The sequence below is a fragment of the Brevibacterium sp. UCMA 11754 genome, assembly GCF_021532275.1.
In the GTDB taxonomy this organism is placed as follows: domain Bacteria; phylum Actinomycetota; class Actinomycetes; order Actinomycetales; family Brevibacteriaceae; genus Brevibacterium.
The window spans coordinates 203,105-226,390 of sequence record NZ_JACBOT010000001.1 but is presented as its reverse complement, the minus strand read 5'-3'; the positions used below and the strand labels follow the sequence as shown (position 1 = coordinate 226,390).

Below are 23,286 nucleotides of genomic sequence, written 5' to 3'. Positions count from 1 at the left end.
TAGCGACAATACACGATAATATAGCGACATGACAGAGGTGGCATCGCTTGATACACGGACTCGGCTGCTCAATGCGGCTGCGGACCTCATTGCTGCAACCCCCGGGGCGGACTTCTCCCTGCGCGCGGTCTGTGATGCCGTGGGCGTGAAGATGCCGACTCTGTATCACTTCTTCGGCAACAAGCAGGGGCTCATCGAGGCCGTCATCGAGCGTGGCTTCGACATGTATCTGTCTGCCAAGTCCGCCTCCGAATCCAGCGGTGATCCGATCCAGGACCTGCGGATGGGCTGGGATGCTCATGTGTCCTTCGGGTTGGAGAACCCCGGTTTCTACACGCTCATGTACGGCAAGGTCAGGCCCGGGTACTCACCGGAGGCGCAGTCGAAGCCGAGCGAGATCCTTCGGTCACTGACACGACTGGCCGAGGAACAGGGCCGGCTGGTGGTCGGCTATGAGCAGGCCGCGGCCCACATTCTGGCGACGAACATCGGAGTGACACTGCGGCTGATCATCCAGGGCCGAGCCGATCCGGATCTCTCAGCAGGAGTGCGCGAAGGCGTGCTCGACGCGATCACCGGAACAGCGCAGGCCAGCGACGATGGGCAGCACTTGGGGCACTCAGTGATCGAACGTGCGGCAGCGCACCCGGAAGTCCTCGGTGCAGCCGAGACCCAGCTGCTCATCCAATGGATCAGCCGCCTCGCCGAGGGTGAGTGGTCAGAAAAGAATCAGTGACGGGCGTGTGAGCGAGCCGAGGAGTACTTGTCGACGGCTCGGCGCAGTCGCTGCAGCCCTTCCTCGATGCGCTGCGGTTCCGCCGAGGCGAAGCACAAGCGCAGCGCGTTCGTGAAGTCACCGGTCTGGGAGAACGCGGTTCCGGGAATGTAGGCCACGCCTTCCTCCAGAGCCACGGGCATGAGGTCCTCGGTGTTGATGGTCTCGTCGTTGAACGTCACCCACAGGAAAAAGCCCCCATCGGGATCCGTTGACCGGATCTCCTCGCCGAAGAGCCGTTCGAGCCCCGACGTCATGGCCGCCTTGCGCTCGCCATAGGAGCTGCGCAGATGGGCGACGTGGGTCTCGGCATTGCCGTCATTGAGCCACTTCGCGACCATGTGCTGGGTGGGCAGACTCGTGCACGAGTCCATTGTCTGCTTGGCGTTGATGATCAGACCGCGCAGCTCCGGGTCGATGTCGAGCCAGCCGATGCGCAGGCCGGGGGCGACGAACTTCGAGAAGGTGCGCACACCGAAGATCAGCGGATCATTGGGGCTGAGCTGGCTGAGGGAGGGGATGTCCTCGCCGGAGAAGCGCAGAGTGCCGTACGGATTGTCCTCGAGGATGACCGAATTGTGGCGGTGGGCGAATTCGAGGAGCTTCTCACGGCGGGCCAGGGACATCGTCACGCCAGCCGGATTCTGGAACGTCGGGACCGTATAGATCACCGAGGGGGCGCGACCGGCCCGGGCCACGATGTCGTCGAGCGCGTCCACCTGCATCCCTTCGTCGTCGACCGGCACCTCGGCGATCTCCGCTTCATAGCTCAGTGCTGTGGCCGAGCCGTTCGTGTACGTGGGGGCCTCGCAGAGAACGAGGTCGCCGGGGCTGACGAAGAGCTTGAACCCGAGGTCGATTCCCTGCATACCGCCGGTGGTGATGACCAGGCGCTCACGGTTGCCGAAGTGCTCGACCGGGATCTGAGAGGTTTCCTGCAGGTAGTTGAGCAGCGCGTCGATGAGGACAGGCTCGCCCTGCGTCTCGCCGTAGGTGAAGCTCTCCGGAGTGAAGACGCTGTTCGCGATTCGAGCGAAGTCCTCGGCCGGCAGCATATCGGGGGCAGGCGAGCCCATGCCGAACTTGACGATGTCGTGGTCATAGGCGGCGAGCATCGCCACGGAGGAATCGATGACAGAGCCGACGAGGCTGTCGGCCCGGCTGGCGAAGGGAAGAGTGGGACGCGATGACGCTGAGGATGAAGCTGACGGGCTCGCGATTGACATGACGACCTCCAACGGGGCTGCAAGCCTGACGTCGACGTCACCGGCGATGTTCAGGAGCAATTTGCCCGAACGACGGAACTACTGGTGGTCTCAGCATAAGTACGACGAGCTCGGCGGGGCAAGAGGCGCGGCTGGGCGGGTGAGTCGGCGGGACAGCGGCAGGCCAACGGCGGGCCACCTCGGCGAGAGTGAGGCCTATGCTGGTGGCCATGGCCGACTCCGAAGAGCGTGACATCAGAACTGCTCCCATCGATGTACAGCTTCCCGCACTCGTCGACGAATACCGGGGCAAGCTCCTGGCATGTCTGGAGGGAATGAGCGAGGACGAGGCGCGCCGTTCTCTGGTGCCAAGCCGGACGACTCTGCTGTCCTTGGCCAAGCACGCGATCTTCGTCGAGACCGTGTGGTTCGGGGAGGTCGTGACTGGGCGGTACCGAACCGAATACGGGTTGCCGAGTGACTCCGGAGACTCGTTCATCCTTGCTGATGAGGACACGGTGGCAAGCGTCACCGAGGCGTATTGGCAGGCTGTCGAGCGCTCACATCACGCGGTGGAGGAGATGGCTCTGGATACGGTGCTCACCGGGCACCGGTCGGGGCCGATGCCGCTGCGCTGGATCTACCTTCACATGCTGCGTGAGCTGGCCCAGCATTGCGGCCATGCGGAGATCCTGCGAGAGCAGGTCCTCGCGCAGCGGGCTCAGATTCCGAGCACTCGGATGTAGAGCCTGCTCGCCGTCGTGTCATGGTGACCCAGTAGACTAATGCGGTAATGACATCCCCGCTTTCACTTTGAGGTGAAGAACTCTCATGCCAGCAATCGTTGTCGTCGGCGCTCAATGGGGCGACGAAGGTAAAGGTAAAACGACCGATATCCTCGGCACCAGCGTCGACTACGTGGTCAAGCCCAACGGTGGGAACAACGCAGGCCACACGGTTGTCGTCGGCGGTGAGAAGTACGAACTCAAGCTTCTGCCGGCAGGCATCCTCTCGCCCAACGTCACGCCGGTCATCGGCAACGGCGTCGTGGTCAACCTCGAAGCCCTCTTCGAAGAGATCGAAGCCCTTGAATCTCGCGGTGCAGACACCTCGAAGCTGCGGATCTCGGCCAACGCCCACCTCGTCGCGCCCTACCATCAGACCCTGGACAAGGTGACCGAACGGTTCCTGGGCAAGCGCGCCATCGGCACCACCGGACGCGGCATCGGACCGGCCTACATGGACAAGATCGGACGCCTTGGCATCCGAGTCCAGGACATCTTCGACGAGTCGATCCTGCGCCAGAAGATCGAAGGCTCGCTGCGGCAGAAGAACGAACTCCTCGTCAAGGTCTACAACCGCCGAGCCGTCGACGTCGAAGAGATCGTCGACTACTTCCTGCCCTTCGTCGAACGATTGCGCCCCTACGTCGCCGAGACCGAGCAGCTGCTCAACGACGCCCTGGATCGTGACGAGGTCATCGTCATGGAAGGCGGCCAGGCCACGATGCTCGACGTCGACCACGGCACCTACCCTTTCGTGACCTCCTCGAACCCGACCGCCGGAGGATCCTGCGTCGGTTCGGGCATCGGACCCACACGCATCAACCGCGTCGTCGGAATCGTCAAGGCCTACACCACGCGTGTGGGGGCGGGACCGTTCCCCACCGAGCTCTTCGACGACATGGGCGAATACCTGCAGAAGGCCGGCGGCGAGTTCGGAGTCAACACTGGACGCCCGCGTCGCTGCGGTTGGTACGACGCCGTCATCGCCCGCTACGCCGCACGCGTCAACGGATTCACCGACTACGTGCTGACGAAGCTCGACGTGCTCACCGGCATCGAATCCATCCCCGTGTGCGTGGCCTACGAGGTCGACGGAGTCCGCCAGGACGAGATGCCGATGTCGCAGACCGAGTTCCACCACGCCAAGCCCATCTTCGAATATTTCGAGGGCTGGGCAGAGGACATCACCGGGGCTCGCACCTTCGAGGACCTGCCGGTCAACGCTCAGAAGTACGTGCTCGCACTCGAAGAGCGTTCGGGCTGCCGGATGTCGGTCATCGGCGTCGGCCCCGACCGCGAACAGTCGATCGTGCGGCACGACCTGCTGGACTGAGCGTCTGACGGACAGCAATGGCTTTGTCTCTTCGGCGGTGATCTTCTTTGCGAAGGTCACCGCCGAAGTCATCTCAGTCTCCGATTCCTGAATTCCGGCACTGGCGGTCGCCGGTTCAGGCTACTCATCTCATATTCGCAAGCTTCGTTGAGAATCCACCTTGTTGACTGCTAGCGTCGGACGCTATGTTCACTACGCTGTTCGCGCCGATGCGGACATCAGCTTCTTTGCCACCGAATCGTCCGATGCGAAAGCCCTTGGCTGCCGCAGTCGTGCTGATGACCCTCATGTCGACGACTGCCTGTATGCCCGACATCGATCGCAACGAGGGCTTTCCGCCACCACGGATCACTGCCATTGCAGCGGGATCGCCAGGGGGCGGTCTCGACCTGGCTGCGCGGATGACGAAGGACGGTCTCGAAGCCGCAGGCGTCGACAGCCTGATGACGATCGAGAACATGGGCGGAGGCGGCGGCAACCCTGCCCGTGCAGCCGTCCTGCAGCGTGAGAATGACGGAACCAGCGTGGTCTTCGAATCCAATCGCATCTTCCTGTCCCACATCACCGGGACGACTGACATGTCACTTGACGACTTCACTCCGATAGCCCAGCTGACCACCGACTATGAAGTCTGGTTGGCCAGGTCCGACTCGGAGTTCGACTCACCTGAGAAGGTCCTCGACAGTGTCAAGGATGATCCTAAGTCCGTGAAGTTCGGCATCGGCACCGTTCCCAGCGATGACCAGCTCAATGTGCTCCGACCGGCCAGTGAATACGGCATCGACGACCTGGCGTCGTTGAACCTGGTTGCATTCTCCGACGGGGGCGACCTCAACAACGAACTTCTGGGTGGTCGCGTTGACGTTGCCTCGACAGGACTCTCAGAAGCGATGGAGCTCGTCGAATCCGGCGACGTCGAGATCATCGCCGTTTCAGCGCCGAAGACCCTCACCGACGGCCCGGCCAAGGGCGCACCGACCTGGCACGACCTCGACATGGACATCACGATCAACCACTGGCGCGGCGTATTCGGTCCCGCCGGAATGTCGGACGAAGCCGTTCAGTGGTGGCGGGCCTCCCTCAAGAGCAGCGTCGAGTCGGAAGAGTTCAAGGACCAAGCAGATGCCTTGGGCATCGACCCCGCTTATATGCCGGGTGACGAATGGTTGGATTCGGTCATTCTGCCTGAGAAGAAGGAGTCGACCGAAGTGCTCGAAAAGGTGGGATTGGCGAAATGACATCTGAACCTACACTGATCGAGACGCCGCACGAAGCGGGGTCTAAGACAGAGAGCACCGCCCTGTCGACGGGCATCGCCGCGGCAGTCCTCGGCGCCATCGCCGTCTTCTATCTGGTCAACGCTCTGCTGCTGCCGAACGCGGAGACCGACGAAGGGATCGGGCCCAAAACCTTCCCTGTCGTCGTCGCCATCGTCCTGATCTGCACCACCGCACTCGGCGCGCTCACCCTGCTTCGCGGACGCGTCGAGGTGCAGGCGGTATCGAAGACTGAGCTGGCGCGAGTCGGCATCTGCATCGTGCTCTTCGCGCTGTTTGCTGCGTCGATCTTCCTCATCGGATTCGCCGAGGCGGCTGCCATCTTCTCGGTCCTGACCACCACATTCGTCTTCGGAGTCAAGCTGTCACTCAAGCGCGCGGCGTGGCTGCTGGTCGTGGGCCTGGTCATCGGCCTGGTGCTCTTCCTCGTCTTCGACGTGTGGTTGAACGTGCTCCTGCCCGTTGGCTGGATCGAGTACCTGCTCTTCGGAGGACTGAACCTATGAACTCCTGGACTGAACTGCTGGGCGCACTGGGCACGATCACCACCTCGCCGATCCTGCTTCTCGTCATCCTCCTCGGCGTGCTCCTCGGTACCGTCGCCGGTCTCCTCCCCGGGGTCGGACCCTCGACAGCGATCGCACTGCTGCTGCCTGTGGCGATCACCATGCCCGCCGAACTGTCTCTGCCGCTGATGGTCTCGTTGTATCTCGGCGCCGAATACGGAGGCCGGATCTCGGCGATCCTGCTCAACATCCCAGGCGACCCCGGCGCGATCATGACCACCCTCGATGGACACCCGATGGCTCTCAAGGGCAAAGCTGCGACAGCCCTGACGATCTCAGCCCTCGCCTCATTCGTGGGCAGCCTTCTGGCGTTTCTGGGGCTGGCATTCATCGCAGGCCCGATGTCCGAGCTGGGGTTGGCATTCGGCCCAGCCGCCTACTTCGCCGTGGTCGTCATGGCCCTCGTGCTCAGCGCCACGCTGGTGGGAAATGCTCCGATGCTCGGTCTGACCGCTGTGGTGATCGGTGTCGCGATCTCCATGGTCGGCATCGAACTCCAATCGGGGCTGCCGCGATTCACGTTCGGCACGTTCACACTGCTGGAAGGCGTCGAACCGATCGTAGCGATCATCGGAGTCTTCGGAGTCGGTGAGATCCTTGCCAGCACAATGATGGGCAGCACCAGCCAGGGTCTGTCCCGCCTCAGTGGCCGCTTCTTCCCGACCAAGGGAGAACTCAGACAGGGAACTCTGCCGAGCCTGCGCGGCTCGGTCATCGGATTCGTCTCCGGAGTCCTTCCAGGAGCGGGGACGACGATCGCCGCATTCTTCTCCTACGGTCTGGAGAAGCGGCTGGCGCCCGCCTCCGCAGGAATGGGCAAGGGAGCAGTGCGAGGACTCGTCGCACCCGAGGCAGCGAACAACGCTGCTGTATCCGGGTCCATGGTTCCGCTGCTGACTCTGGGCATCCCCGGGTCAGGAACGACCGCGGTGCTGCTGGCCTATCTGATGATGTACGGGCTCAACCCCGGACCGGGCTTCTTCGACGCCAACCCAGTTTTAGGGTGGACGATCATCGGCGCGCTTCTGATCAGTGCCGTCCTCGGCGTGATCATCAACATCGCTGCCTCTCCGCTGCTGGCTAAGATTCTCGCGATTCCCATGCCGTATATGGCACCGGTGATCCTCATGCTGGCCCTCATCTCCTGCTACAGCATCCACAACTCGGCAACCGATGTCTACATTGCGCTGGGCTTCGGCGTTCTGGGCTACGTGATGCGTCTGGTCGGAATGTCACCGGCGCTGCTGGTCATCGGATTGGTTCTGGGGGAAATGCTCGAACGCAACTTGCAGCAGGCCCTCGGCCTGACCGGTGGAGACTTCGGGGCAGTCGTCTCGCAGCCGATCGTGATTGTGTTCCTGGCCATCGCTGTCCTCTCCCTGCTGACAGCATTACCGTGGAAGCAGATGCTGGGGAAGCAGAAGGCCACCGCCCGAAGAGAGGACACCGAATGTCGCAGCAACCGCGATTGACCGAAGCCGCCTACCAGGGGTCCGCCCTCGAAGCCGATCGTGACTTCTACCGGCCCATCGGTGAGCAGACCGAACGGCGCGAAGTCGTCGAGGAAATCACCATCCCCATCCGTTCGGGTCAGGCCTGGGAGGTGCCAGCCGGCCATGTCTGTCGGATCTCCACCGTTGAGGGCCCGCAGGTCGGGGACCTCAACCTGTGGAATCGGCACGATCCGAGGGAGAGGTTCTGGGCCTCGCGGACCCGTCAGCTGCAGGCCGCGCACGTCTCGACGTTCGACCGGCTGTGGTCGACGCTGCCGTTCCTGCGCCCCATGGCCACGATCGTCGGCGACACCTTGGCCGACTACGGCACAGATCCCGAGGGCGGTCGCCTCCACGACACCCTCGGCACACGCTGCGACCCCTATGTCTCACAGATGCTCAACGGCATCGACTTCGACTACCACTGCCATTCGAACCTGGTCCGCGCTGTCCTCCCGTTCGGGCTGACGGAGTTCGACGTCCACGATGTCCTCAACGTCTTCCAATGCACGGGGCTGAATGACAACGACGAATACTTCATGAAGACCTGTCCTGCACAGCCGGGTGACCATTTCGAGTTCTTCGCGGAGCAGGATCTGTTGGCTGCACTCTCGACCTGTCCCGGGGGAGACCTGTCGAAGCCGATGTTCGGCGAGGACAACGAGGACCCTGTCGAGAACTGCCACCCACTCAAGGTCACCGTCTATGCGCTGCCGGAGAACCTCCTCGGCGAGTGGAGCGAACCGAGCTCACCGAACTACCGGGGCGGGCACGGGCTGAAGCCCCAGCCCTGGGCGTGAGCCTAAGCGCTATGGGTGCCGGCCGAGTGCAAGTGCCCGCCGCCGAACCAGCGGAGGAATGCCGCGCAGAGGGCAAGGAATGCCACGAAGCCGCCATACCAGCATGCGGTTGCGAAGAGTCCGATGGCGGGCACGAGGATCCCGGCGATGACGACCGGAAGGCCGAATGCCAGGTAGCAGACGACGAAGACTGCGGCCATCACCTCGGCGTTGGCCTCCGGCTTCACGACTGCCTGGATGGTCTTCAGCGCACCCGGGAAGGCCGTGCCGAAGCCGGTTCCGGTGATGATGACAGCGAGGCAGTACAGTTCGGGCGAAGTGAGAGTCAGGGCGACTAGGGTGAGAGAGCTGCCGACGGCGAGTGAGACCGTGCCGTAGAGGGTGACGGTGCGCGCGGATCGGTTGCGCATGAAGAATCCGGCCAGTCCTCCGGAACCGGCGAGCATCGTGACGACGAGTCCGCTGACGAGGTGGGAACTCGTATGGAACTCGGTGGTGATGATGTTTGAGCCGAGGGAGAGGTACAAGCCTCCCGTGGCCCAGCCGGCGACGAAGGCCGGCACAGCGAACAGGAACGCCTTGCGGACTTCCCTGGGCAGAGCCGCGCGCGGCAGCAAAGATGCCCAGGCTCCTCGTCGTCGGGCCGAGGTCTCCGGCAGGACCCAGACGATGATGGCCAGCAGCAGATATGTTCCCACGAGGGTTCCGAAGACCACCGCGGCTCCGCTGCCCTCGACGAATACGGCGAGAGTCGCTCCGGCGAACAGTCCGCCGATGGCCAGGCCCGCCATTGCCGAAATCGCGTTCCACGAGGAGGCTGAGCCAGGCTTGTGCGGCAGTTCCAGGTCGACGACCGTCGCCGAGAGAGTCGACAGCAGAATTCCGCTGGCAATTCCTTGGACGACCCGGGAGAGGATCAGTGCCGCAGCGCTGTCGGCATGCCAGAACAGAAACATGCTGATGGCGAGCACGACGAACGCCGCGCAGATGACGGGGCGGCGTCCGATGTGATCGGAGAGTGCGCCCGCAGTGAGCAGTGCCGCCAGCAATGCCACGGCGTAGGCGGCGAACACCACCGTGATCATCACTGGAGCAAAGCCGAAATCGGCCTGGATGACCGGATAGAACGGCGACGGAGCGCTGGCTCCGGCCATCATCGCCGAGGTGGCGATCAGGACTAGGCGCAGACGCCAGCGCTCGCGCGACCACCAAGCAGAGGTGGGAGCCGGCTGAATTGCGGAGACAGAAGCCTCCTCCATAGTGTTCGAAAGTTTTGGAACCATTCTTGGAGGCTATACGACATTCTCAAACAGTTCAACTATTATCGAACTATGGTTGCCAATGAAAAACTGCCGCATCCGGAGCGCGAGGACATCGAGCTGACATCGGTGCTGTTCGCGCTGAGCGACGAGGCCAGACTGGCCCTGGTCCAGCAGCTCAAGGAGGGTCCGATGGACATGGCGAACTGCTCGGCGCTGGATCCGAACGCACCGAAGTCGACGCGCTCGCACCAGGTTAAGGTGCTGCGCGAAGCCGGTGTCATCATCAGCGAACTGCACGGCCGGAACCGCCGCCTGACGCTGCGTCGAGACGATATCGACGCTCGTTTTCCAGGCCTGCTGGAGTCCGTACTGCAGGCGGAGTCTGCTCTGCAGGAGTGACGGCGCTCAGCGCACCGCCATGTCCCAGCTGTCGTCGGGCAGTGCCTGACCGGTCTCCAGATAGGACTTGAGCCCGGCGAGAACCGCGGGCCAGCCCTTCGAGATTCCGGTGTGCAGGCCGGCGTCGGCGAAGTTCGTGTGGGTGACGGTCAGCTTCACCACCTCGCCGGACTGCTCGATAAGGTAACTGGCGATCGAACCTTCGTCTTCGAGATCCTGGTCGATGGGTTGGAAGGTGAAGACGAGCTTTCTCGGTGGATCGGTCTCAAGGATCTTGCCCCAGACATCGGCCTTACCGTCCGGTCCGCCTTTGTGGTGAGCCCATGACGACCCGACCTGCCAGTCTGAGACGACGGCGACGCCATCCCAGTAGCGTTGCGTGATCTCGGGATCGGTGAGCGCGTCCCAGACCTGCTGCGGAGTGGCTCGGATATAGGTGACATAGACGAAATCGGGAAATTCTTCGGTGGTGGTCATGGCTGTCTCCTCAGCTCTTCTCTTGACGGCGTCGATGAGCAGATTCAAGTGCTGTGTCACTGACTGTCTGGCCATCGAGAGGCCTTCACAGAGTTCGCTCAGTGACTGCCCGTCCTCATGGCGGAGGACGTCAAGGAGTCGTCGATGGGCTGGCGGCATCAAACTGAAATAGCGTTCCAATCCCCTCAGCCATAGGATCGAATCAGACAGTGACAACGACTGCGCGGCACCCCAGGGAGGTCGACACATGACGCACGCTTCGCTTCTCAGCCGTTATACGGATCGGCTCGGGTTGAGTGATTCCGCCCCCGAATTGCTCCGACGTGCTCAGGGATCCTGTGCGCAGATTGTCGAACTTCTCGACGAGATCCTGGTCGCGCACACGCACTCGATCTGCTTTGAGAATCTCGACGTAGTTGCCTTTCGCACCAGGGGAGACCTCAAAGCTGTCGCCATCGACGTCGACGGAGCCGCGGACAAACTGCTCACTGATGGTCGGGGCGGATACTGCCACGAGCATGCGTCACTCATCCGCGGGGTCGTCACCGATTTGGGGCTGAGGGCACACCCGATTCTGGCTCGGGTCCACCTGGGCGACGGGCAGATGGCACCGGGAGCACTGACTCACCAGGCGACCATCGTCGACCTCGACGACCGTCGTTTTCTCATTGATTCCGGCTTCGGTGGGGGAACACCGGAAGCTGCGCTCGAGCTTTCCGAATCCGCTGCGGCGAGAATGACGTCCCACGGCGAGCACCGACTTGTCCCCGCGAGGACTGTTCTCACACCGCAGCTGCGCGCCGACAGCGACTGGGTGCTCCAATCACGAGCACGAGATGACCAGGACTTTCGCACCGTCTATGCGTTCAGCGAAGTCCCTCGCCCGCAGGCCGATCTGGACCTGGCGAACTGGTTCACCTCGACGAAGCCCGGATCGCGGTTCACAGGCCCGCCGATTCTCGCTCTGCCGCTGCCTGACGGCGGCAGGGTCACTTTGGAGGGGCGCCGACTGCGGCGCATGATCGGCGGTGTGCGACCCGACCGAGAAGAACGGACCCTGACTGATGCCACGGGATTCGCCGAGGTGCTGTCGACCGACTTCGGACTCGACCTCGACAAGGAGTTCACGGGCCTGGTGTGGAGCGCGACCGCCGAGGGGTGAGGTGCCTGGTGTCAGCCCCCGGGTCTACACTGCTGTCATGTCCGCGGCGACTCGGGATGACCTCATTCGCAGGCCACACCCGCGCCTGAGTCCCTATGTGGGTGACTATGTCGCCTACGACATTTCGGGCGTCCCCGCGGGGACACATCTCGGGTTGCCATCGGGCACCCTGACGTTCATCGTCTCCATCGACGAACCGCTGCACCAGTACGACGCGGCAACCGAGTGCACCGAGTCCTTCGACGTACTGCTCGCGGGTCTGCATCTGCGGCCCACCCTCATCAGGCACAACGGCGCAATGGCCGGAATCCAGATCAACTTCACCCCCTTCGCTCCTCGCATCCTCTTCGACACCCCTGCCGTCGACCTCGCTCATCGCACGCACGACCTTGCCGAGATCTCACGACCCATCGCCACCGAGCTGCACGAACGCGTCAATGAAGCCACGACCTGGTCTGCCCGCTTCGAGGCCGTCGACGAGGTCCTCGTGCGCGCCGTCCACGAGGGCACCCAGCCTCGGCCCGAGGTGGTCAGCTCCTGGAAGCAGATCGCCCGCAGCCATGGTGGGCTGCCCGTCTCACTTGTGGCGGATCGGATCGGTTGGAGCAGACGCCACCTCAACGGAGTGTTCCGTGCAGAATTCGGCATCGGACCCAAGGAGGCGGCGCGGGTCATGCGATTCGATCGGGCGAGACGAATGATCTCGGCGCAGTCTCGAACCTTGGCAGATATCGCCGCGACCTGCGGTTATGCCGACCAATCTCATCTCAACCGCGACTTCCGACTGCTCACCGGGACCAGTCCGTCTCTGTGGCTGACCGAGGATCCCGTGGTGCGCCAGGACCGGGATCGACGTCCGCCGGATCGGTGAACGCCGCCTCGGCGAGCGTCGGTGCAGCTGCACCCTTTGTCGCCTCAGCCCGCGCAGTTCCCAAATGTCCAAGCCGCCGAGGTGGCGCCGGGTCCACGATGGTGTGGACCGATACGACGAGGAAAGGACACATCATGTCAACGACCACCGGAGCCAATGTCTGGCCCACGTTCCGCTACCGAGATGCGAAGGCCGCGATCGCGTTCCTACAGGACGCCTTCGGCTTCGAAGTCGTCGCTGAGTACACGAACGCCGATGTCCCGCAGCGAGTCGATCACGCCGAACTGCGTTGGCCAGAAGGTGGGGGAGTCATGCTCGGCTCCACGCGCGACGACGGCGGTGTCATGACGAAGACCGGAGTCGCCGCCGGCTCGGTCTACATCGCCACGGGCCGAGTCGAGGAGCTCTACCATCGAGCGATCGCGGCCGGGGCGACAGAGGTCATGGGTCTGACCGAACAGGACTATGGGTCCAAGGACTTCAGCGTCACCGATCCCGAAGGGGTGCTGTGGAGCTGCGGGACCTATCGGGGTGCGGGCGCAGATCAGGAGTGACCTGCAGATCAAGTTGGACTACGCGCGTCTCGCGCTCACTCCCTCGGCCCAGCGATAAGGCTGCGTCGCAAGAAGTGCTCCGATCGAGCGGCGGAGGCGGGAGACCTCGGCGCGCACCGTTACCAGATGCTCGGCATCACCATAGAGCGTGCGGCTGAGGTCAGCGGCGCTGATTCCAGATGGCCCCGCCGAGGTGATCGCGGCGAGGATCTGCGCACGCCGTGGCGTGAGCGGAACGCGGAGAGGGTCGGCCCCCGAATCGATCTCGAGCACCGCGGGCTGGCTTGTCTGTCTCAGCGTGACCGAGACCTGTGCCTCGTCGACGGCCTCTGCCGGCCTCAGCAGCCACCCGCCAGTGATCTTCTCCGGCAGACACAGTCCAGCACCGGGGATGAGGATGGTGCGGTCAGCTGCCGGCACTTCGATCCGATCGCGGCTGCGCACACCCTGCTGGTAGGCGACCCAGCCATCGTCATCGACGACCAGCGCAGGACCGCGACTGCCGCTGAGGACGATGGACATGCGATTGCGCAGGCTGCTCAGCTGCTCCTGCTGGATGAGCGAGAGCCTCGCCTGCGCCAGATGGACGGCAGTTGTGACCAGAGACTGCACGGCAGGATGGAGGGTGAGTGCTGGCCCGCTGATGTCGACGACGCCCAGGAGGCTGCCATCGATGGGATCGTGGATGGGAACCGCACTGCAATACCAGGGATGCTGCGAGGTTTCGAAGTGCTCCGCGGAGAACAGCTGGACCGCGGCCTCCTCGGCCAGAGCAGTGCCGATGGCATTCGTGCCCACCTTGGACTCGGACCAGTGGGCACCCTCGACGAATCCCAGCGAATCCGCCTGACGTCTGGCTGCGGTGGCGCCGTCTCGCCACAGGATCACTCCCTCGGCATCGGCGACGACAAGGATGAAGCTGCCTGCATCGGGCATCCTCAGCAGCACGGATTTCAGCTCCTCGACGATGAGGCGCAGCTTCGAACGATGCCTTCGGGACTCAACATCCGCCTCGGCGGAGAGGATTCTGCGGTTGCTTCCGGACGGGTCAAGGCCCAAACGCAGCATTCGATCCCACGAGCGCGCAACGAGCGCTCGCGGCTGCTCCGGCGGCGAAGCGCCGGTGATCACTGCATCGTGAATGCGTGTCAGATCTCTGGCGAGATGCGCCAGATCCGGCTGAGGCATACGACGAGTATAGGCGTGGTCGTCGGCACTGGCCATGCAACTCGATGCAACTCTTCCGCGAGTGTTCTTGGCGGGATAGCTTGAGGACACACAGCTCAACGAAGAGGAGTGACATGACAACGACAATTGATCGCCCGCAGCTCACCGCCGATGACATCGCGACCGAATGGCTGAACGAGTTCGAGTCCGCACTGCGGGCGCGTGACGTCGAAGCAGCAGTGGGACTGTTCGCCACTGCCAGCTACTGGAGGGATCTCGTGTCTTTCACGTGGAACCTCAATACGGTGGAGAACCATGACGGGGTCAGAGACCTGCTGACCGTGAACGCGGACCGGGTCTCACCATCTGACTTCGAGCTCAGCGATCCCGCCACCACCGCCGACGGAGTCACCGAAGCCTGGTTCACCTTCGCCACCTCTGTCGGCCGCGGCAAGGGCCTGGTGCGGCTCATCGACGAGGACGGGACCAAAGCATGGACCATGCTCACCGCGTTGCAGGAACTGACAGGCTATGAAGAGCCTCGCGGAGACCGACGGATCAAGGGCGCCGAACACGGCGTGGATCCTGAGCGGAAGAGCTGGTCGGAGAAGCTTGCAGAGGAGGACGCAGCCTGGGGAGACACCGCACAGCCGTACACACTCGTCGTCGGCGGGGGACAGGGCGGCATTGCTCTCGGCGCTCGCCTGCGTCAGATGGGAGTCCCGGCGCTCGTCATCGATCGGTGGGAGAGGCCGGGAGACCAGTGGCGTTCTCGGTATAAGTCACTGTGCCTGCACGACCCCGTGTGGTACGACCACCTGCCCTATCTCAAATTCCCCGACAACTGGCCCGTCTTCGCACCCAAGGACAAGATCGCCGATTGGTTGGAGTTCTACACCAAGGTGATGGAGATTCCGTACTGGTCATCGACGACGGCGAACTCGGCGAAGTATGACGAGAAGGCCAAACAGTGGACGGTGGAAGTCGACCGCGATGGTAAGAAGGTCACGCTCAACCCGACACACCTGGTAATGGCCACCGGAATGTCGGGCAAACCGAATGTCCCATCCTTTCCTGGTGCCGACATCTTCAGGGGAGAGCAGCAGCATTCCTCGCAGCACCGTGGCCCCGACGCCTATACGGGCAAGAGGGTCGTCGTCATCGGCAGCAACAACTCCGCCTTCGACATCTGCGGAGCGCTCTACGAACACGGTGCCGACGTCACGATGGTGCAGCGCTCGAGCACACACATTGTCAAGAGCGACTCCCTCATGGAGATCGGGCTCGGCGACCTCTACTCGGAGAAGGCACTTGCCAACGGCGTGACGACCGAGAAGGCCGACCTCATCTTCGCCTCCTTGCCGTATCGGATCATGCACCAATTCCAGATTCCGCTCTACGACCAGATGAAGGAACGTGACAAGGACTTCTACCAGCGCATGGAGGCCGCCGGATTCGATCTCGACTTCGGCGACGACGAATCCGGGCTCTTCCTCAAGTACCTGCGCCGCGGCTCGGGCTACTACATCGACGTCGGTTCGGCAGAACTCGTCGCCGATGGCAAGGTGAAGCTGGCCAAGGGCGACGTCGACCATCTGACCGAGACCTCGGTGGTGCTTGCCGATGGCACAGAGCTGCCTGCTGACCTTGTCGTCTACGCAACCGGATACGGCTCGATGAATGGCTGGGTCGCCGATCTCGTGGATCAGGAGACGGCGGACAAGGTGGGCAAATGCTGGGGCCTGGGCTCGGAGACCACAAAGGATCCCGGCCCGTGGGAAGGCGAGGAGCGGAACATGTGGAAGCCCACTCAACAGGAGAACCTCTGGTTCATGGGCGGCAACCTCCACCAGTCACGGCACTACTCGCTGTACCTGGGGCTCCAGCTCAAGGCGCGCTATGAGGGGTTGGATACCCCGGTGTATCGCCTGCAGGACGTGCACCACCTGAGCTGACCTCGTTGTGTGTGCTGCCTAAGGTGGTCGAAATGGGCTGATTCCGATTGTCGGAAACAGCCCATTTCGACCACCTAAGAAGTTCTGCCATGTCGTGACATTTCAACTGAGGGGCCGAGAGCGCTGCTGATGGCCGGTTCGAGAGGCGAGATCGCGAGCCGTCTCAGTTTGGGTTGCCGCAATGCGAATCATGTCAAGCCTAGATGGCGGCGGATCTTGGTCTGGAGTAGGCGATAATCAGTCCGGCGGGTCACCTTGAACACTGTCCAACCTGCGTCCCTCATCGCTTCATCGCGTTCGATGTCGCGAGCCCACTGGGTTGGCGATGACCTGTGGTGATCGCCTTCGTACTCGAGTGCGAGACGTGCATTCTCGTAGCCGAGATCGGGCTCTATGGCGCCTCTGCCCAGGTCACTGCTGATCTTCGGGTGAACGGTCGGTTCGGGGAGTCCGACGGAGACGATCCACAAGCGCAGATCGGTCTCAGTCGGGGAATCGACACCGGACCGGATCAGATCAATCGCATGACACAGACGACGACGCGCCCTCAGTCTTTTGCGTTGCCCTACTCGATTAGACAACATGTCGACAGTCAGCTGAGGCGGTCCGTGCCACCAGCCGACAGCTGCATCCCCGACCTTCACCAGATCTCGGATCGTCAGGTCAGGCGCGATGGAGATGAAGACATCGGCGGGAGCCAGTACAGGAAGATCGAGCCACCTTGCATTGGAGATCTGCGCGGATCGACGAAGTATGACGTTCGGCAGTCGGACCCGCAATGCCAAATCAGCTGTGCACAGGCTGAGGCGGGGATCTGTCCTGAAATTCGCCGGCATCGGCCACCCGTAGATCCGGGCCGCTGTCGCATGATCGGCGAGCACCTGATCGAACTTCAATCGGGCCGCTCGTAGGCGCAAGGAATCCCATTCCCAGCGGTCATCGGCCCAACGTGGTGTGCGGCGGCTTTCGAGAGTCTCCCGGTCCATGCGCACGCCGGGAAGTATGATCGGGCAGCGTTGTGTTCTGAACAGGTAGTGGCGGGTTATCCCCAGAGCCTCTGCCTCACTTGCTGCAAACAAGCGTGGATAGTCGCGCATCTCCCACCTGCTGTCGTTGAACATGATTGCCATCGTGCAGCATTCTTGCCGGGAAGGGGAGCACTAATTTTTGCCCTGTGGAAAGAGAATTACTGTCCACAGGAATCAGCGCGCAAGTGACTGTCAAGAAGTTGGCCCCTGCTGCCGTAGAAATAGCTCAGCGTGGGCCTTAGCTGGTCAGAATGGACACGTTCTGGGCAGCAGAATCTGACCGTTTCGACCACTTAAGGCACATGGCTGCGCGTGGAGGCTCCGCATGCGCGGACGAAGTTCGCCTAGGCGACCTCTGCCCCGGGGCGCAGTGTTAACGCACCGGTGAGCTGCCTATAGTCCCAACCGCGCCAGCACGTTCTTGACGTGTTTGAGAGCCTCGTCCTGGGAGAGGCTGAAGTTCTGATTGAAGTACATGCCATCGCCGATGAGCTGAACCGTCATCGCCAGATCGGGATCACCGAGATGCTCATTGAGTGCGTCGAACCATGCTTCCCTGGTCCTCCGCAGTGAATCCTTCGCTTCGTCATTCTCCTGCGCCAGGCAGCTCGCCGCGATGAGGCTGCGGTCCAGCGGCGTACCGGTCTCGGCTGACGTCTCGAGATAGTACATGTGCAGTCGGTCACCGGCGGCCTTCATCGACTCGACGTCCTCATCAACGAGCCTGTCGAGCCTCTCGAGGCTTCCCTTGATCAGCTCCGCCTTCGATCCGTAGTGGTAGAGCAGGCCTCCCTTGGACACGCCAGCCTTCGAAGCGACCGCATCCAGGGTTGCGCCGGAGATGCCCTGCTTGTCCAGGAGGATGTCGAAGGCGTCGAGGAGCTTCTCTTTGGTGTCGGTGGAGTTGCGTGCCATAGCGCCGAGCCTAGCCGAAGCCCGCAGACCAATCATCGTTGCGCCCTACCTTGCCAGCTGTACCGTCTAGACGGTACAGTAGATTTCATGTTCACCACACAGACACCACAAGTGCGCGCCGGCCGGCGCGAATGGGCTGGCCTGGCTGTGCTGATGATCCCTGTTCTGCTCATCTCGATCGACAACACCGTCTTGGGATTCGCGATACCGGCCATCAGCACCGGACTCCATCCCACCGGCACCCAGCTTCTCTGGATCGTCGACATCTATGCGCTCATGCTCGCGGGCCTGCTCGTGGCCATGGGCAGCATCGGCGACCGGGTCGGGCGTCGCAAGCTCCTCATCATCGGTGCCATCGGCTTCGGGCTCGCTTCCCTTCTGGCGGCGTTCTCCACCTCGGCCGAGATGCTCATCATCGCCCGCGCCCTCCTCGGGCTCTTCGGGGCCACTCTGATGCCTTCGACCCTGTCGCTGATCCGAAATATCTTCCTCCACGACAGGGACCGTCGCGTCGCGATCGCCACGTGGGCGGCCATGTTCAGCGGCGGCGCCGCGCTGGGTCCCATCGTCGGCGGCTTCCTGCTCGAGCACTTCCACTGGAGCGCGATCTTCTTCATCAACCTGCCTCTGATCGCGATCTTCATTCCGGCAGCCATCATGCTGCTCTCGGAATCGCGCGATCCGAATCCGGGGCGCATCGATCCGCTGTCGATCGCATTGTCGATGCTCATGCTCACGCCGCTCGTCTTCGCCATCAAACATGTCATGGCCGACGGGGTCGACGTTCTCTTCTGGGTCAGCATCGCGGTGGCCGTTGTCGCCGGTGCAGGCTTCATCCTGCGACAGCTGGCAACACCCAACCCGATGCTCGAGGTCAGGCTCTTCGCGAACAAAGTCTTCACCTCGGCCGTGACATCGAACCTGCTCAGCGTCATGGGATTGGCCGGCTTCCTCTACTTCGGCACCCAGCTCCTCCAGCTCGTCCTCGGTCTCTCGCCGATCCAGGCGGCACTCGTCCTCATCCCCGGGCTCATCACCTCGATCGCCTCGGGCTATCTGGCGGTGCCGCTCATGGCTCGCCTGCAGCCGCGGGTCGTGGTCCCGTGCGCTCTGATGCTCAATGCCATCGGAATGGGAATCGTGGCCTTCACACCCGAGCACTCGGTGCTGGGGATGGCCATCTCCTTCCTCATCTTGGGCATCGGTCTCGGCACGGCCGAGGTCATCACCAACGACCTCATCCTCGCCGCGGTGCCGGCGAACAAGGCAGGTGCCGCCTCGGCGATATCGGAAACCGCGTACGAATTCGGATCCGTGTTGGGAACGTCCGTGCTCGGCGGACTCTCGACGATGGTCTACGGAACCGCCTTGCAGTCGACGATCGGTGCCAGGGCCGGGCAGCCCCAGTACGAGACCCTTGGCTCAGCGCTCGAGTACGCCTTCGGGCTCGGCGGCAGTGCCGGAGACCGGATCGCCGAGGCGGCTGTGGCGGCCTTCGACCTCGGCGTGCAGTGGGCGGCTGGGGCTGCCGTGGTCCTCGTTCTCATCGCGGCGGTGCTCACGACGTTCGGGCTCAAGGGTGCCGGACGACTCCTGCCCGGGGCGAAGGCGGATTCGGCGGGATCTGCAGCGAAGGACTCCGCGGCGGCCGAGATCTGCTGACGGAGCCGAGACCTACTGACGGAGCTGAGTTCTGTCCTAGGACGAGGCGGCCGTGGGCAGACAGAACTGCCATCTGAGCACAGAAATGCCGTCTGAACACAGAACTGCAGTGGGGAGCCGGTCGATTCTCTTGACGAGACCGACCGGCTCCCCACTGCAATTCGTGCCCTAATTGCTGCCGGTCCTCCGGGACCGAAGATTCCGGTCCTCCGGGACCGAATCTTCAGCACCGCGGCCGAACCTTCAGCACCGCGGCCGAACCTTCAGCACCGCGGCCGAACCTTCAGCACCGCGGCCGAGGGCCGAGCACGCCCCTGGGCTCAGGTGATCAGCGCTGCGACGAACTCATCGGAGAGAGCATCTCCTGAGTCGTCTGCTTCTGGCGCCTGCGCGCCAGCACACGACCGATGCCGGTGTAGACGAGGGCGCCGATGAGGACGATGTAGAGAACGATCGTGATCGGTGAGGACACGAGCGTCGAGGCATCATTGCCCGAGGCCAGCAGCGCATCACGCAGGCTCGACTCGGCCAGCGGCCCAAGGACCATGCCGATCATCAGCGGAGCCAGCGGCACACCGTAGCGCTTGAGCACGAAGCTGATGACACCGATGGCCAGCAGGATGAGCAGCTCGAACGTCGACGCCGAGGTGGCGTAGATGCCCAACCCACAGAACACCGCGATGCCGCCGTAGAGGTAGGGATCCGGAATCTTCAGCAGCTTCGCCCACAGCGGAGCGAAGGGCAGGTTGATGATGAGCAGGACGATCATCGCAATGAAGAAGCTGGCGAGCAGTCCCCAGACGAGCTCGGGGGAGCGGTCGAAGAGCAGCGGTCCCGGCTGCAGCCCGTACTGACGGAACGCCGCCAGCATGATCGCCGCGGTTGCCGAGATCGGCAGACCCAGAGCCAGCAGCGCACCCATAGCGATGCCGGTCGTCGCCGACCCTGCCGCCTCGGGGCCGGCCAGACCACGGATCGCGCCCTTGCCGAACTGAGGATCCTTGCGCCTCTTGTCAAGATTGCGCTCGAGCCCATAGGCCATGAACGTCGGCACATCGGCACCGCCGACGGGAATGACGCCGAAGGGCAGACCGATCGCGGTGCCGCGCAGCCACGCGGGCAGAGCCTCGGCGAATTCCTTGCGGGACAGGTACGGGCGTCCCGAGGCGTTGATCGTGTTGTCGTTGGCCTTCCGGCGGATCCGCGAGGCGATGAAGAAGACCTCGCCGAGCGCCAGGATGCCCACCGTGACGGTGACCAGGGAGACTCCGTCGAAGAGCTCGGGAACGCCGAAGGTGAAGCGCTCCGTGCCCGAGACCGAGTCGATGCCGATGACCGAGAATCCGATGCCGAGCACCAGAGCCATGAGGCCCTTGAGCACGGAGTCCGCGACCACCGAGGAGGTGGCGACGAAGGCGAACAGGGCAAGAGCGAAGTACTCGGCCGGGCCGAAGCTCGTCGAGAGTTCCGCCAGCGCCGGGGCGACGAAGACGACGAGGATGCAGGAGATGAACCCGCCGATGAACGCACCTATGGCGGCCGTTGCCAGAGCCTGCGGCGCTCGCCCGGCCTTAGCCATCTTGTGGCCCTCGAAGGTTGAGGCGATCGCCGAGGCCTGGCCGGGGGTGTTCATGAGGATGGCCATCGTCGAGTCGCCGAAGAGACCACCGAAGTAGACACCGGCGAACATGATGAAGGCACCGGTGGGGTCAAGGGCGAAGGTCATCGGCAGCAGCAGAGCCACCGCCATCGACGAACCCAGTCCCGGCAGCACGCCGACGGCGGTGCCGAGGAAGCAGCCGACGACGACCCACAGCAGGTTCATCGGCGTAAATGCATGTGTGAAGCCCTCGAAGAGGGACAAGATTGCGTCCATATCAGAAGCCACCTCCCAGGATTCCCGAAGGAAGGTTGAGTCCCAGCAGCACCGCAAAGGCGATGTAGACAAGGGACGAGAATGTCAGTGCCACGGTGAGGTCGAACAGGGGCTTCTTCGAACCCATCGACCTGGCCACGCACCAGAACAGGAGTGCCGCGGCGATGATCCACCCGGCGAATTCGAGGATGAGAGCAAAGGCCGCGAAGCCGCCGGCACCCCAGGCCAGGGACACGAAGTCGCTGTGGGTGCGGTGCTTCGAATCCGCAGCCCGCGCCTCGGCGATGGCCTTGAGGTCACTTGTGGGCTCGTCTTCCTCATGCGGGGTCAGACGGGAGGCCGATACCGCCGAGGTGACGGGAGTGGAGAATGCCTCGTCCTCCTCCGCCTCGGCGGGCAGCTCGTCCTCGACATCGACTGGTTCGGGATTGCGGATATAGGCGATCGTCAGCAGTATCGTGAGCGCATAGCCGATGACCATGATGATGATCGGGAAGAACTGCGGTCCCGGCTGCTCGGCCTCCTCGGAGACGTTCATCGTCACGATGCCCACGAGCAGATAGGTCGAGAACGCCCCCATGATCAGTGGCACGATCAGACCCGATCGGCCCTGCCACCAGGTACCTTCGCCGAGGTGGCCCGTCCGGGTCCTCGCGGTCGTTGAGGTTTCGGTGCTCACAGTCCCAACTCCTTCAGCAGCTTCTCGACGCGTGAGGTGTCCTCTTTGATGAATTCCGTGAATTCCTCACCCGTCTGCCACACGTCCGTCCATTTGTTGCGGTCGAGGGCGTCCTTCCATTCCGCGCTGTCGCGGGTCTTCTGCAGGAGCTCGACGAGCTGCTGGGTCTCCTCACCGGTGATATCGGGTGCGCCGAGGTAACCGCGCCAGTTGGTCAGCGTGATCTTGTAGCCCTGTTCGGTCATCGTGGGTACGTCCTCGAAACCGGCGACGCGTTCGGGTGCGGCAACGCCGATTGCCTTCACGCGTCCGGCCTCAACCTGGTCGGAGACCTCGTTGAAACCGCAGGAGGCGAAATCCGTGGTGCCCGAGAGCAGGGTCTGGATCGCCTCGCCGCCGCCCGACTTCGGAATATAGGTGATCCCCGAGGCGGGAATGTCACCGAGGAGCGCGAGCTGAGCGATCGTGAGGTGGTCGACGGACCCCGCGGATCCGCCGGTCCAGACGAACCCTTCCGGGTCCTTCTTCCAGGCGGTGATGACATCCTCGATGGTGTCGTAGGGGGAATCGGCGGCCGCGATGAGCACGTCGTAGTCTTCGGCCACTCGGGCCAGGGGCGTCGTGTTCTCGAAGCCGACGGGCGACTTGTTCAGTGCAATGCCGCCGGTCATGGCCGTTCCTGTGGCGAGGATGGTGTCCGCCTGGCCGTGCATGGTCGAGAACTTCCCGAGGCCGATGGTTCCACCGGCGCCCGGGATATTGACGACCTGGGCGTTATTGGCCAGTCGGGTCACACGCATGGCCTGCTGGGTCTCTCGGGCGAAGCCGTCCCAGCCGCCACCGGCACCGGCTGGGGCGATGAGCGTGAGGTTCGATGCGAGATCACCCTTGGACGAGGCGGCTTTGACCGAGTAAGTGGTGGCCGTTCCGATGGCTGCCACTGCGATCGCGCCGTAGGCGATTCGGCCGAACATGCGCCGAGTCGGATGGGGCGGCGCGGACCCTGGATCTGCGCCAGGATCTGAGGCGGATTGGTTCGTCATTG

General features: G+C 63.1%; 22 protein-coding genes and 1 pseudogene. 13 read left to right on the top strand and 10 right to left on the bottom strand.

Going from position 1 to position 23,286, the window contains the following annotated elements; genetic code table 11:
• The first annotated feature begins 28 nt into the window (after positions 1 to 28).
• The gene (locus tag HX613_RS00995) at positions 29 to 736 is read left to right on the top strand and encodes a TetR/AcrR family transcriptional regulator (protein WP_235343611.1); all 708 of its coding nucleotides are present in this window, start codon (positions 29 to 31) and stop codon (positions 734 to 736) included.
• On the opposite strand, the gene HX613_RS00990 is transcribed toward HX613_RS00995, so the two are convergent.
• Complete coding sequence (locus tag HX613_RS00990; protein WP_235343610.1) at positions 730 to 2,001, bottom strand: aminotransferase-like domain-containing protein; 1,272 nt, start codon at positions 1,999 to 2,001, stop codon at positions 730 to 732. The genes HX613_RS00995 and HX613_RS00990 overlap by 7 nt on opposite strands.
• Positions 2,002 to 2,210: 209 nt before the next feature.
• Here HX613_RS00990 and HX613_RS00985 point away from each other — a divergent pair, with 209 nt between their 5' ends.
• The 6 genes from HX613_RS00985 (at position 2,211) to HX613_RS00960 (ending at position 8,234) form a co-directional block, all read left to right on the top strand.
• Positions 2,211 to 2,726, top strand: a complete 516-nt coding sequence (locus HX613_RS00985; RefSeq protein WP_235343609.1) for a DinB family protein — start codon at positions 2,211 to 2,213, stop codon at positions 2,724 to 2,726.
• 85 nt (positions 2,727 to 2,811) lie between these two features.
• On the top strand, positions 2,812 to 4,098 hold the full coding sequence (locus HX613_RS00980; RefSeq protein WP_235343608.1) for an adenylosuccinate synthase: 1,287 nt from the start codon (positions 2,812 to 2,814) through the stop codon (positions 4,096 to 4,098).
• A gap of 245 nt (positions 4,099 to 4,343) precedes the next feature.
• Positions 4,344 to 5,336, top strand: coding sequence for a Bug family tripartite tricarboxylate transporter substrate binding protein (locus HX613_RS00975; RefSeq protein ID WP_235343607.1), 993 nt, complete (start codon positions 4,344 to 4,346; stop codon positions 5,334 to 5,336).
• Positions 5,333 to 5,881 (top strand): tripartite tricarboxylate transporter TctB family protein, encoded by a 549-nt coding sequence (locus HX613_RS00970; RefSeq protein ID WP_235343606.1) that lies wholly within the window; start codon positions 5,333 to 5,335, stop codon positions 5,879 to 5,881. Before HX613_RS00975 ends, HX613_RS00970 begins: the two co-directional genes overlap by 4 nt.
• Entirely contained in the window at positions 5,878 to 7,413 is a 1,536-nt protein-coding gene (locus HX613_RS00965) for a tripartite tricarboxylate transporter permease (RefSeq protein WP_235343605.1), read from the top strand. Before HX613_RS00970 ends, HX613_RS00965 begins: the two co-directional genes overlap by 4 nt.
• On the top strand, positions 7,392 to 8,234 hold the full coding sequence (locus tag HX613_RS00960) for an urea carboxylase-associated family protein (protein ID WP_235343604.1): 843 nt from the start codon (positions 7,392 to 7,394) through the stop codon (positions 8,232 to 8,234). Before HX613_RS00965 ends, HX613_RS00960 begins: the two co-directional genes overlap by 22 nt.
• A gap of 2 nt (positions 8,235 to 8,236) precedes the next feature.
• Here the strand turns inward: HX613_RS00960 and HX613_RS00955 are convergent, their stop codons facing one another.
• Positions 8,237 to 9,517 carry an MFS transporter gene (locus HX613_RS00955; RefSeq protein ID WP_235343603.1) on the bottom strand — a complete coding sequence of 427 codons (1,281 nt, stop codon included), beginning with the start codon at positions 9,515 to 9,517 and terminating at the stop codon, positions 8,237 to 8,239.
• 48 nt (positions 9,518 to 9,565) lie between these two features.
• On the opposite strand from HX613_RS00955, the gene HX613_RS00950 reads away from it, so the two are divergent.
• On the top strand, positions 9,566 to 9,895 hold the full coding sequence (locus HX613_RS00950; RefSeq protein WP_235343602.1) for an ArsR/SmtB family transcription factor: 330 nt from the start codon (positions 9,566 to 9,568) through the stop codon (positions 9,893 to 9,895).
• A 6-nt stretch (positions 9,896 to 9,901) separates the two neighbouring features.
• Here HX613_RS00950 and HX613_RS00945 read toward each other — a convergent pair whose 3' ends face one another.
• Positions 9,902 to 10,372 carry an SRPBCC family protein gene (locus HX613_RS00945; RefSeq protein ID WP_235343876.1) on the bottom strand — a complete coding sequence of 157 codons (471 nt, stop codon included), beginning with the start codon at positions 10,370 to 10,372 and terminating at the stop codon, positions 9,902 to 9,904.
• A gap of 39 nt (positions 10,373 to 10,411) precedes the next feature.
• Positions 10,412 to 10,531: pseudogene (locus HX613_RS21945) on the bottom strand (MarR family transcriptional regulator); the annotation flags it as partial.
• 88 nt (positions 10,532 to 10,619) lie between these two features.
• On the opposite strand from HX613_RS21945, the gene HX613_RS00935 reads away from it, so the two are divergent.
• The 3 genes from HX613_RS00935 to HX613_RS00925 all read left to right on the top strand — a co-directional run bounded on the left by HX613_RS00935 (position 10,620) and on the right by HX613_RS00925 (position 12,959).
• Positions 10,620 to 11,534: an arylamine N-acetyltransferase family protein gene (locus HX613_RS00935; protein WP_235343601.1), complete on the top strand. Its 915-nt coding sequence runs from the start codon at positions 10,620 to 10,622 to the stop codon at positions 11,532 to 11,534.
• Positions 11,535 to 11,571: 37 nt separating this feature from the next.
• Complete coding sequence (locus HX613_RS00930) at positions 11,572 to 12,405, top strand: helix-turn-helix transcriptional regulator (protein WP_235343600.1); 834 nt, start codon at positions 11,572 to 11,574, stop codon at positions 12,403 to 12,405.
• A 134-nt stretch (positions 12,406 to 12,539) separates the two neighbouring features.
• Positions 12,540 to 12,959, top strand: a complete 420-nt coding sequence (locus HX613_RS00925; RefSeq protein WP_235343599.1) for a VOC family protein — start codon at positions 12,540 to 12,542, stop codon at positions 12,957 to 12,959.
• A gap of 18 nt (positions 12,960 to 12,977) precedes the next feature.
• Here HX613_RS00925 and HX613_RS00920 read toward each other — a convergent pair whose 3' ends face one another.
• On the bottom strand, positions 12,978 to 14,147 hold the full coding sequence (locus HX613_RS00920; protein ID WP_235343598.1) for a GAF domain-containing protein: 1,170 nt from the start codon (positions 14,145 to 14,147) through the stop codon (positions 12,978 to 12,980).
• 113 nt (positions 14,148 to 14,260) lie between these two features.
• Here HX613_RS00920 and HX613_RS00915 point away from each other — a divergent pair, with 113 nt between their 5' ends.
• The gene (locus HX613_RS00915) at positions 14,261 to 16,081 is read left to right on the top strand and encodes a flavin-containing monooxygenase (RefSeq protein WP_235343597.1); all 1,821 of its coding nucleotides are present in this window, start codon (positions 14,261 to 14,263) and stop codon (positions 16,079 to 16,081) included.
• A gap of 188 nt (positions 16,082 to 16,269) precedes the next feature.
• Here HX613_RS00915 and HX613_RS00910 read toward each other — a convergent pair whose 3' ends face one another.
• Together HX613_RS00910 and HX613_RS00905 are read right to left on the bottom strand one after the other, a co-directional pair.
• Positions 16,270 to 17,211, bottom strand: coding sequence for a hypothetical protein (locus HX613_RS00910; RefSeq protein WP_235343596.1), 942 nt, complete (start codon positions 17,209 to 17,211; stop codon positions 16,270 to 16,272).
• Positions 17,212 to 17,502: 291 nt separating this feature from the next.
• Positions 17,503 to 18,024, bottom strand: a complete 522-nt coding sequence (locus HX613_RS00905) for a TetR/AcrR family transcriptional regulator (protein ID WP_235343595.1) — start codon at positions 18,022 to 18,024, stop codon at positions 17,503 to 17,505.
• An 87-nt stretch (positions 18,025 to 18,111) separates the two neighbouring features.
• Here HX613_RS00905 and HX613_RS00900 point away from each other — a divergent pair, with 87 nt between their 5' ends.
• A complete protein-coding gene (locus HX613_RS00900) occupies positions 18,112 to 19,686 on the top strand; it encodes an MFS transporter (protein ID WP_235343594.1) in 1,575 nt (524 codons plus the stop codon).
• Between the two features lie 328 nt (positions 19,687 to 20,014).
• Here HX613_RS00900 and HX613_RS00895 read toward each other — a convergent pair whose 3' ends face one another.
• Genes HX613_RS00895 through HX613_RS00885 form a run of 3 tightly spaced genes read right to left on the bottom strand, consistent with a single transcriptional unit; the run spans position 20,015 to position 23,284 of the window.
• Positions 20,015 to 21,562, bottom strand: coding sequence for a tripartite tricarboxylate transporter permease (locus HX613_RS00895; protein WP_235343593.1), 1,548 nt, complete (start codon positions 21,560 to 21,562; stop codon positions 20,015 to 20,017).
• A 1-nt stretch (position 21,563) separates the two neighbouring features.
• On the bottom strand, positions 21,564 to 22,241 hold the full coding sequence (locus HX613_RS00890; RefSeq protein WP_235343592.1) for a tripartite tricarboxylate transporter TctB family protein: 678 nt from the start codon (positions 22,239 to 22,241) through the stop codon (positions 21,564 to 21,566).
• Positions 22,238 to 23,284, bottom strand: a complete 1,047-nt coding sequence (locus HX613_RS00885; RefSeq protein ID WP_235343591.1) for a Bug family tripartite tricarboxylate transporter substrate binding protein — start codon at positions 23,282 to 23,284, stop codon at positions 22,238 to 22,240. Before HX613_RS00885 ends, HX613_RS00890 begins: the two co-directional genes overlap by 4 nt.
• Positions 23,285 to 23,286 lie beyond the last annotated feature (2 nt).